The following is a 6,328-nucleotide window of genomic DNA, read 5'->3' as shown; positions in this document are numbered from 1 at the left end:
GGGGGGGGGGGGGGGGGGGGGGGGGGGGGGGGAGGGGGGGAGGGGGGGGGGGGGGGTTGTGGGGGGGGGTTCGTACCCCGAGGGGGAGAGCCACCCCCCCCCCACGGCGGCGGAGCCGATTAGCCGTAGATGGCCTCGATCTCGGTGCCGCGGTTCTGGTGGATGATGTTGCGCTTGAGCTTGAGCGTCGGGGTGAGCTCGCCGGTCTCCTCGGTGAAGTCGAGCGGCAGGATCCGGTACTTCTTGATCGCCTCGGCATGCGAGACGAGCGTGTTGGCCTCGGCGATCGCGGCGTCCACCTCGGCGACCAGGTCGGGGTCGGCGAGCAGGTCCTCGATGCTGGATCCGGCGGGCTTGCCGTTGCGTTCGACCCAGCCCGGCCACGCCTCCGGGTCGATCGTGATCAGCGCGCCGATGAACGGCTTCTGGTCGCCGACCACCAGAGCCTGGCTGATCAGGGGGTGCGCCCGCAGGTGATCCTCGAGTCCGGCGGGGGCGACGTTCTTGCCGCCCGCGGTGACGATGATCTCCTTCTTCCGGCCCGTGATGGACAGGTAGCCCTCGGTGTCGAGGGAGCCGAGATCGCCGGTGTGGAACCAGCCGTCGACGATGGCCTCCCTCGTCGCGGCCTCGTTCTTCCAGTACTCGGTGAACACCACCGGGCCCTGCAGCAGGATCTCGCCGTCCTCGGCGATCCGGACGGCGTTGCCCGCGAGCGGCTTGCCGACGGTGCCGATCTTCTGGTGGCCGGGGGTGTTGACGGTGATCGCGGCGGTGCTCTCGGTCAGCCCGTAGCCCTCGTAGATCGTGACGCCGAGGCCGCGGAAGAAGTGGCCGAGGCGGGCGCCGAGCGGTGCCCCACCGGAGATGGCGAGCTGGCACTGGCCGCCGAGGGCCGCCTTGAGCTTGCTGTACACCAGCTTGTCGAAGACGGTGTGCTTGAGATTCAGCACGAACCCGGCGCCGCCGGTGTCCTGCGCCTGGCTCCACCGCACGGCCACCTCGGCGGCCAGGTCGAAGATCTTGCCCTTGCCCTCGTTGTGCGCCTTCTGCTGAGCGGTGTTGAAGACCTTCTCGAACACCCGCGGCACCGACAGGATGAAGTCCGGCTTGAACTCGCCGAAGGTGGCGACGATGTTCTTGGTGTCCGAGGTGTGGCCGACGGTCGCGCCCGCGTTGAACGCGGCAAGGCTGACCGCCCGCGCAAGGACGTGGGCCAGCGGCAGGAACATCAGGTTCCGCCTGCCCGGCTGCAGCAGCTCGCCGAACCCGGACGTCGCGATCGCCTGCGACTCGGCGATCAGGTTCGAGTGGGTGAGCATGCAGCCCTTCGGGCGGCCGGTGGTGCCGGAGGTGTAGATCAGCGTCGCCGGGTCGGCTGCCTGCAACGCGGCGGTCCGCGCTCGAACCTCGTCGTCGGCGATCTCGGCGCCGCGTTCGACGAGGGCGGCGACGGCGCCAGCGTCGCCGTCGGCCGGCTCGATGCGCAGGACCGCGCGCAGCGTCGGGAATTCGTCGGTGACCCCGGCGACGGTCTCGGCGTGCTCGGCGGTCTCGACGATCAGCCCGACCGCGGCGGAATCCTCGAGGATCCACCGAACCTGGTCCGCGGACGAGGTCTCGTAGATCGGCACGGTCACCGCGCCCGCCGCCCAGATCGCGAAGTCCAGGATCGGCCACTCGTAGCGGGTCGAGGACATCAGCGCGACCCGGTCGCCCGCCCGAACACCGGACGCGACAAGGCCCTTCGCGACCGCGGTGACCTGCTCCGCGACCTCGCTCGCGGTCACGTCGGTCCAGGTGCCGCCCGTCAGCTTCTTGAACACCACCAGGTTCGGTGTCGTGGCGGCGTGGGCGAACACCGCGTCGACCGCGGATCCGTCCGCCGGAACGGCGAAGTTGAGCGGGACACTGAATTCACGCACGTGAGGCCTCCGAACCTGCGAATACTGACGAGTAGGTATTACTCGGGGTCCACTCTAAACCTTGCGGGATGCGACCTGCGCCACGTCCGTGGCGGCCGATATGTGAAGCTGTCCGGGTGAGCAGCATTCAGGTCGCGGACCAGACCTTCATCGCGGCGGCACCCGAACGGGTCGCGGCCTGCCTGTCGGCGCAGGCGAAATGGGGTCGCTGGTGGCCGGATCTGCGTCTGCAGGTGCAGGAGGACCGCGCGGAGAAGGGGATCCGGTGGACCGTTGCCGGTGCGCTGACCGGCACGATGGAGCTCTGGCTTGAGGCCGAACTGGACGGCACGATCGTGCACTACTTCCTGCACGCCGAGCCGGCCGGGGTGCCGCCCGAGAACGTTGCGGCACTGGACCTTGCCGGCATGAACCACGCGCGCAGGCTCGCGGGCAAGGTGGTCACCTTCGAGGCGAAGCGGGAGCTCGAGGCGGGACGCGCCGCGGGAGAGTCCCCGCTGGCCCGGTGACCCCGGAACAGCCGTAGGAAAGGAACGTTCCGCCATGGCCGAGAAGACCGAGAGGTCGATCACGATCGCCGCGACAGCGGAGCAGGTGATGGACGTGATCGCGGATCACCGCGCCTACCCGGAGTGGGTGGCGGCCGCGAAGTCCGTCGAGGTCGTCGAGGCCGGTCCGGCAGGGCGTGCCCGCCGGGTTCGCTTCGAGCTGGATGCGGGCATGGTCAAGGACACCTACGTGCTCGAGTTCGCGTGGGCCGCGGACGGTCGATCGGTGTCGTGGGAACTCGTGGAGGGCGAGATCCAGCGGGCGCAGTCCGGGTCGTACACGCTCGAACCGCAGGCCGACGGTTCCACCCTGGTGACGTATCGGCTGACGGTGGACCTGACGATTCCGATGATCGGACTGTTTAAGCGCAAGGCGGAGCGGGCGATCACGGACACCGCGCTCACCGAACTGAAGAAGAGAGTGGAGGGCTGACGCCGCGGGAGGACGACGCGCACCCGCGGGTGCGGTTCGTCGTCGGGAAGGGCGGGGTTGGCAAGTCCACGGTGGCGGCGGCGACCGCGCTCGCCTTGGCGCGCACGGGTTCTCGGGTGCTCGTCGTGTCGCTCGACCAGGCTCATTCGCTGTCCGAGGTGCTGGGTGTCCCGCGCAGGCCGGGAACCGCGCAGGACGCGATCCGCGACGTTCCCGGTGTCGGGGCGGGCGGCGCCGTCGAGATCCTCGAACTGGACACCCTCGCCGTGCTGGAGCAGCGGCTCGCGGTCGCGGCGGCGCTGGTGCCGTCCGGGCCCGACCACGACCATGGGTTGACGCTGCCCGAGCCGGAGGAGCTGACCGCGCTGCCCGGCGCGCAGGAATTCGTCGGGCTCGCTGAGGTCACGACGCTGGCGGGGAGCGGCGACTGGGACGAGGTGGTGGTCGACTGCCCGGCCACCGCGGACACCGTGCGGCTGTTGACCGCCGCCGATCTCGTCGCGGACGGCGTCGAGCGGATCTGGCCACGGCACGCGCGCGCCACGATCGGGGCGGGGGCCCAGCAATGGCAGCTGCTGGCGGCGTTGCTTGCGGACCGGCTCGTCGATGCGACGGCACCGATCCGGGCGCTGCTCGGCGACCCGGACCGGGCCGGGGTGCGGCTGGTGGTCGAACCGCGGGCGGTGGCGGTGGCGGAGGCGCGGCGAACCGTGACGGCGCTGGCGCTGCTCGGCCTCGAACTCGACGACGTCGTGGTGAACGGTGTTGTCCCGCAGGATGACTCCGCAGGGAACCGGATCCCGGGCTCGGTGGCCGCCGAGTGGTTGGCGCGCAGGGGGGCGGCCCAGGCCGCCGCCCTCACGGGCCTGCGGGCCGCGCTCGCGGACATACCGGTCCACGTCGTGTCCGACCGCGGCGACGACCCGGTAGGGTGGGACGCTCTCGGCGCCCTCGCCGACGACCTCGCCAAGGCCGCCGTCGGTGCCGCGACGTCGCGGGGCGGGTCCCGGGCCGAACATGGATCGAGTGTCGAACACGAATCGGGGGTGGGGGTGGACTCGGTGTACGCGTTGCGGGTGCCGCTTCCGCTCGTCGACCCGGCGTCAATCACCCTCGGCCGGATGGGCGACGACCTGCTGATCGGCGCGGCCGGGGTGCGTCGACGGATGCCGCTCGCGTCGGTGCTGCGCCGCTGCGAGGCGGTCGGCGCCGACGTCGAGGACGATCGGCTCGTGGTGCGATTCCGCCCCGACCCCGAGGTGTGGCCGCAGTGACCGACGATCACGCGGCCGTGATGGCCGAGTTGCGGGCGTTGGCGACCGCGGCCATGGACCGCTTCGAACCGCTACTCGAACGCGCGCTTGAGGTCGCGGCCGCCGTCGCGGAGCCGGACCCCGACGCACCGGCGGACCCGGGCTCCGGGTGCGGCTGGTGCCCGGTGTGCGCGCTCGTCGCGCTGCTGCGCGGCGAATCGCACGAGCTGCTGACACTGGTTGCCGCGCAGGTCGCCGCGCTGCTCACGCTGGTGCGGACGCTCCTCGACGAGCACCGTCCGGAGCCGTCCGAGGAGGGGCCGGCCGCCGACCCGACACCGAATCGGCGCGCATTCGTGCCGATTCGGGTGCAGACCCGGGACAATCCGGAGGCATGAGCGAGCACACACCGCAGCCGGGCACCGGCCCGACCATCGGGATCGACGTGGGCGGCACCAGCATTCGCGCCGCGGTGGTCGACGCGGCGGGGCAGGTCCTCGACACCGCGCAGGCCCCGACCTCCCGATCGGTGTCCGCGCTGCAGGACGCCCTCGACCGGACCGTGCGAGAGCTGATGTCCCGCAACGACGTCGACGCGATCGGTCTCGCCGTTGCCGGGTTCGTGTCGGAGGACCGGACGAATCTGCGGTTCGCACCGCACCTGCCGTGGCTGGATACTCCGGTCGCCCGCGAGCTGAGCGAGCGCGTCGGCCTGCCGGTCGTGCTCGAACACGACGCCAACGCGGCGGCGTGGGCCGAACGCCGGTTCGGCGCGGCGACCGGCGCTGGCACCGTGGTCACGGTGGCGATCGGTACCGGCATCGGTGCCGCGCTGCTGATCGATGGCCGCCTCTACCGCGGCAGCTACGGGGTGGCGCCGGAGCTGGGGCACCTGCAGGTGGTGCCGGACGGCAGACCGTGCTCGTGCGGCAAGCGCGGCTGCCTGGAGCGGTACTGCAGCGGAACGGCCCTGGTGGACACCGCGATCGAACTACTCGCCGCGGACCCGTCGGGGTCGACGGTGCTCGCCGCGGAGGTGGCCCGCGACCCGGGGGCGCTGACCGGGCGGCGCATCGCGGGCGCCGCGCGGGACGGGGACCGGGTGGCGATGCTGGCGATCGCCGAGTTCGCGCGGTGGCTCGGCGTCGGCCTGGCCACCGTCGCCGACGTCTTCGACCCCGAGCTGATCGTGATCGCCGGCGGCGTCGCGAGCTCGGCCGGACTGTTCCTCGACGACGCCCGCGAGCACTATGCGCGGACGCTGACCGGTGCCGGGCACCGGCCGCTGGCGCGGATCCGCACCACCCAGCTCGGTGAGGCGGCCGCGATGATCGGTGCGGCCGACCTGGCGCGCGCCGCCCGCCGGTAGCGGCCAGCGGGCCGCGGCGGCACCCGCGGGCGTCCGGTGTGGCCGGTCGCACGGCTCGTCGGTACAGTTCGCGGGACAACAGGCTCGGGAGGCGTCGTGTGGTACTGGCTGTTCAAATACGTCCTTCTCGGGCCGATCCTCATCGCGCTCGGCCGCCCCAGAATTGAAGGGGCGGAGCATCTTCCGCAGACGGGTCCGGCGATCCTGGCGAGCAACCACCAGGCGGTGATGGATTCGTTCTATCTGCCGTTGCGGGCGCCGCGGCGGATCACCTTTCTCGCCAAGAGCGAGTACTTCACCGGGACCGGGCTCAAGGGCCGATTCCAGAGGTGGTTCTTCACCGCCGCCGGCCAGGTGCCGATCGACCGCACCGGCGCCGACGCGGCGGCCGATGCTCTCGCGGCGGGCCTGCGGGTGCTCGGTGACGGCCGACTGCTCGGCATCTACCCGGAGGGCACCCGGTCCCCGGACGGGCGGCTGTACAAGGGCAAGACCGGGATGGCCCGCCTTGCCCTTGCCGCGGGGGTGCCGGTGATCCCGGTCGCGATGATCGGGACCGACACCCTCAACCCGATCGGATCGCGGTGGCCGCGGCCGACGAAGATCGTGATCCGGATCGGCGAGCCGATCGACTTCACCCGATTCCACGGGATGGCGGGCAACCGGTTCGTCGAGCGCGCCGTCACCGACGAGGTGATGTACAAGCTGATGAAGCTCTCCGGGCAGGAGTACGTCGACGTCTACGCCGCGGGCCTGCGGTCGGCGCAGGCCCGGCCCGGCGGCGACCGGACCGGGTGACG

7 protein-coding genes are annotated in these 6,328 nt (G+C 71.8%); 6 read left to right on the top strand and 1 reads right to left on the bottom strand.

Translation table 11 applies throughout. The features are described from left to right. Positions 1 to 119: 119 nt before the first annotated feature. Positions 120 to 1,925, bottom strand: coding sequence for an AMP-dependent synthetase/ligase (locus ACWF62_RS16550; protein WP_378570896.1), 1,806 nt, complete (start codon positions 1,923 to 1,925; stop codon positions 120 to 122). 116 nt (positions 1,926 to 2,041) lie between these two features. Between ACWF62_RS16550 and ACWF62_RS16545 the strand changes: the two genes are divergently transcribed. The 6 genes from ACWF62_RS16545 (at position 2,042) to ACWF62_RS16520 (ending at position 6,326) form a co-directional block, all read left to right on the top strand. Further along, positions 2,042 to 2,434 carry a polyketide cyclase / dehydrase and lipid transport gene (locus ACWF62_RS16545; protein ID WP_378507942.1) on the top strand — a complete coding sequence of 131 codons (393 nt, stop codon included), beginning with the start codon at positions 2,042 to 2,044 and terminating at the stop codon, positions 2,432 to 2,434. A gap of 34 nt (positions 2,435 to 2,468) precedes the next feature. Next, the gene (locus tag ACWF62_RS16540) at positions 2,469 to 2,906 is read left to right on the top strand and encodes an SRPBCC family protein (RefSeq protein WP_378507941.1); all 438 of its coding nucleotides are present in this window, start codon (positions 2,469 to 2,471) and stop codon (positions 2,904 to 2,906) included. Positions 2,907 to 2,935: 29 nt separating this feature from the next. Continuing rightward, the gene (locus tag ACWF62_RS16535; RefSeq protein ID WP_378570899.1) at positions 2,936 to 4,180 is read left to right on the top strand and encodes an ArsA family ATPase; all 1,245 of its coding nucleotides are present in this window, start codon (positions 2,936 to 2,938) and stop codon (positions 4,178 to 4,180) included. Then, positions 4,177 to 4,557, top strand: coding sequence for a hypothetical protein (locus ACWF62_RS16530; protein ID WP_452630651.1), 381 nt, complete (start codon positions 4,177 to 4,179; stop codon positions 4,555 to 4,557). The genes ACWF62_RS16535 and ACWF62_RS16530 overlap by 4 nt, the downstream gene beginning before the upstream one ends. Continuing rightward, positions 4,554 to 5,528: an ROK family protein gene (locus ACWF62_RS16525; protein ID WP_452630650.1), complete on the top strand. Its 975-nt coding sequence runs from the start codon at positions 4,554 to 4,556 to the stop codon at positions 5,526 to 5,528. The genes ACWF62_RS16530 and ACWF62_RS16525 overlap by 4 nt, the downstream gene beginning before the upstream one ends. A gap of 96 nt (positions 5,529 to 5,624) precedes the next feature. Further along, positions 5,625 to 6,326 carry a lysophospholipid acyltransferase family protein gene (locus tag ACWF62_RS16520; protein WP_378507937.1) on the top strand — a complete coding sequence of 234 codons (702 nt, stop codon included), beginning with the start codon at positions 5,625 to 5,627 and terminating at the stop codon, positions 6,324 to 6,326. Positions 6,327 to 6,328 lie beyond the last annotated feature (2 nt).

The organism is Rhodococcus sp. NPDC054953 (assembly GCF_053609225.1).
The sequence above is the reverse complement of the archived record's forward strand: the minus strand, read 5'-3'. Positions and strand labels throughout refer to the sequence as shown.